Raw genomic sequence first — 3341 nt, forward strand, 5'->3', positions numbered from 1 at the left:
GGTCAAGGGTGGCCGAAGGCCATCGCGAAGCGACGCGACCGAAGGGAGCGCCCTTGAGGGACCGGCCCACGCCGAAAGGACACTGGACTGCCGGGCTCCCCCCGGTCCCCGTCAAAGCCACCGACTGGCCCGCAGCCCCACCCCACCTCGCCCCACCCCACCACTCCCCCCCACCCCCCACCACTCCCTACCCGTACAGTTCCTCGATCTCCGTCGCGTACCGCTCCGCGACCGCGCGGCGGCGGAGCTTCAGCGTCGGGGTGAGGGTGCCCGCCTCTACGGTGAACTCCCCCGGCAGGACCCGGAAGGCGCGGACGCGGGCGGGGCGGGAGACAGTGGCGTTGGCCGCCTCGACCGCTTCCGCGACGAGGGCCCGTACGGCCGGATGGTCGCCGGGGGCGGCGGGGTCCAGGGCCACCGACTCGCGGGCCGCCCAAGCGGCGATCTCCTCCGCGTCCAGGGTGATCAGGGCCACCGGATGCGGGCGGCGGTCGCCGATCATGACGGCGCGGGAAACGTAGCGCGAGCGCTGCACCGCGAACTCCAGCTCCGTCGGGGTGATGTTCTTGCCCGCCGAGGTGATGATCAGCTCCTTCTTGCGACCGGTGATGTGGAGGAAGCCCTCGGCATCGACCTCCCCCAGGTCACCCGTGTGCAGCCAGCCGTCCCCGTCCAGCGCCTCGGCCGTCGCCGTGTCGTTGGCGTGGTACCCGGGGAAGATCATCGGGCCCCGGGCCAGCACCTCCCCGTCCCCGGCGATCCGGACCTCGCACCCGGCGATCGGACGGCCCACCGATCCGTAGCGGACCCCGTCCGGGTGGTTGAGGCTGATGACCCCGCCCGACTCCGTCATGCCGTAGCCCTCGAAGAGCGCGATCCCGCAGGCCCGCAGGAAGTCGAGGGTGGCCGGGGCGATCGGGGCGCCGCCCGTCAGCGCCCATTTCAGGCGGCCCCCGAAGGCGCCCCTGACCAGGGAGTACAGGGACTTCTCGGCGGCGTCGTACACAGCGCGGTCCTCCGCTCCCAGACTCCCCTCCGCTCCCAGACTCCCCTCCGCCGCCAGCAGCCCCACCCGGACCGCCTCCGCGAAGCGGGCGCCGCCGCCCTCCTGGGACTCCGCGAGGGAGAGGACCACCGAGTGCAGCTTCTCGAACAACCTTGGTACGGACGGCAGATGGGTCGGCCGGGCCTCCGCGAGCTCGCCGATGACGTCCTCGATGCGGCCGCCGAAGTAGCAGAGCTCCCCGCCCTCCAGGAGGGTGGTGAACTGGATCAGCTGGGCCAGCAGGTGGGCGAGGGGGAGGTAGAGGTACGTGGAGTCCCCCGGGCCGCCCTTGACCAGCGGGAGGGTGGCGTCCTGGATGGCGCCGAGGTTGGCGTGCGTGAGGCGGCAGCCCTTGGGCAGGCCGGTGGTGCCCGAGGTGTAGACGATGGAGGCGTCGGCCGCGGGGTCCACCGCCGCGGCGCGGGCGAGGAGTTCGGGCTCCGGCGCCGGGCCGGGGAGGGCGCGCAGCGCGTCCATCTCCACCACCGCGCGCAGCGCGGGGAGCTTCGCCCGCAGCGCCTCCACCCGGGCGGCCTGCGCGGCGTCGTCGCAGACGACCACCACGGCCGCGGAGTCCGACAGCACCCAGGCGAGCTCCTCCTCCCCGGCCGTCGGATACACCGGCACGAGGACGGCTCCCGCGGCCAGGACCCCGAAGTGGGTGTACGTCCACTCCGGCCGGGTCTCCGCGAGCACCGCGACGCGCTCGCCGGGGGCTACCCCGAGGCCGAGGAGGGCTCGCCCGGACTCCCGTACCCGGTCGCGCAGTCGGGCGTAGGAGACGGTGGTCCAGCCGCCCTCTTCCGCCTTGTGCCGCAGTGCGGTCTCGGCGGCGTACCGCTCGCCCGTCCACTCCGTGAACACCGCCAGCGTGCGCGGCCGCACGGCTCCGTCCGTCTCGCTCGCACTCATCGCACTCATCGCACTCATCGGGCTCATCGGGTTCATCGGGTTCATCGGGTTCATCGGGTTCATCGGGTTCATCGGGCTCGCCTCCCCCTCACGTCGTACTCACGTCGTACCGACTCGGGTCGTACCGACTCGGGTCGTACCGACTCGGGTCGTACCGATGACGCTAGGCACCGGGGAGGCGTCCGCGGCATGACCGGAAGCGTCACCCCCGCTGACCTCAGCGCTCATTGCGGCTACCTTCGGACCCATGGGGAGGCGGACGGTCACCGTGCACCACGTGCGTGCCGTGCTCGCGGGGGCGCGCGGCAGCGGGCTGGACACCGTGCCCCTGCTCCAGGAGGCGCAGATTCCGCCGCTGCTGCTGGGCGACGACCGGGCCCGGGTCACACCGGCGCAGTTCGCGCGGCTGTTCCGGGCGCTGTACCGGGCCACGCAGGACGAGTTCCTGGGCCTGTCCAGCGTCCCCAGCCGGCCCGGGACCTTCGCGATGATGTGCAGGGCCTCCCTGGGCTGCCGCGATCTCGGTGCGGCGGTGGAGCGCTCCGCCACCTTCTACGGGCTGTTTCCGGGAGGGCCGGAGCTGGCGCTCGAGGTCGAGGGCGGGCAGGCGTGGTTCGCGGTGCGGAACGAGTTCGCGCGGGACGAGGAGCGCTTCCTCACCGAGTGCGTGCTCGCCATCTGGCACCGGCTGAGCAGCTGGCTGATCGGCCGGCGCATCCCCCTGGCCCACGCCTCCTTCGCGTATCCGGCGCCGCCGCACGCGCAGGAGTACGAGCTGCTCTTCGACTGTCCGGTCCGCTTCGGCGAGGCGCGCACGGGCGCGGCCGTGGCCTTCGACGCGCACTGGCTGACGGCTCCGCTGGTACGGGACGAGGCCGCGCTCGACGCGATGCTCCGGCGGGCCCCCTTCGATCTCCTCTCCCGGCCGGCGTACGGGACCACGGTCGCGGAGCAGGTCCGCCGGACCCTGACCCAGGCCCTGCGCGGCTCGCCGCGGCTGCCGGAACTGGGCGAGGTGGCAGGGCGGTTGGCGGTGTCCCCGGCGACGCTGCGGCGGCGGCTCCAGCAGGAGGGCACGTCCTTCCAGCAACTGAAGGACCACGTACGGCGCGATGCGGCGATCGCCGGCCTGGCGGAGAGCCGCGAACCCATCGCGGAGCTGGCGGCCCGCCTGGGCTTCTCGGAGGACACCGCCTTCCACCGCGCCTTCCGCCGCTGGACGGGCACCACCCCGGGGGCGTACCGCATCGCGTCGGGGGGCCCGTAGGGGCCGGGCGGTCAGCCGGGCGGTCGGCCGACCGGGGTCGCGAGTGCGGCGGTGATGAGACGTGCGGCAAGGTGCCGGTCCGGCCGTCGCGGCGGGTGCCGAGGCCGGTGCCGGCAC

2 protein-coding genes are annotated in these 3341 nt (G+C 73.8%); one reads left to right on the forward strand and one right to left on the reverse strand.

The genetic code is table 11. From position 1 onward, the window contains the following. Positions 1–187: 187 nt before the first annotated feature. A complete protein-coding gene (locus ACFWBW_RS18465) occupies positions 188–2029 on the reverse strand; it encodes an AMP-dependent synthetase/ligase (protein ID WP_385373657.1) in 1842 nt (613 codons plus the stop codon). Between the two features lie 175 nt (positions 2030–2204). Between ACFWBW_RS18465 and ACFWBW_RS18470 the strand changes: the two genes are divergently transcribed. Continuing rightward, positions 2205–3224 carry an AraC family transcriptional regulator gene (locus tag ACFWBW_RS18470; RefSeq protein WP_385373659.1) on the forward strand — a complete coding sequence of 340 codons (1020 nt, stop codon included), beginning with the start codon at positions 2205–2207 and terminating at the stop codon, positions 3222–3224. Positions 3225–3341 lie beyond the last annotated feature (117 nt).

The sequence above is a fragment of the Streptomyces sp. NPDC059957 genome, from assembly GCF_042730015.1.
Taxonomy (GTDB): Bacteria; Actinomycetota; Actinomycetes; order Streptomycetales; family Streptomycetaceae; genus Streptomyces.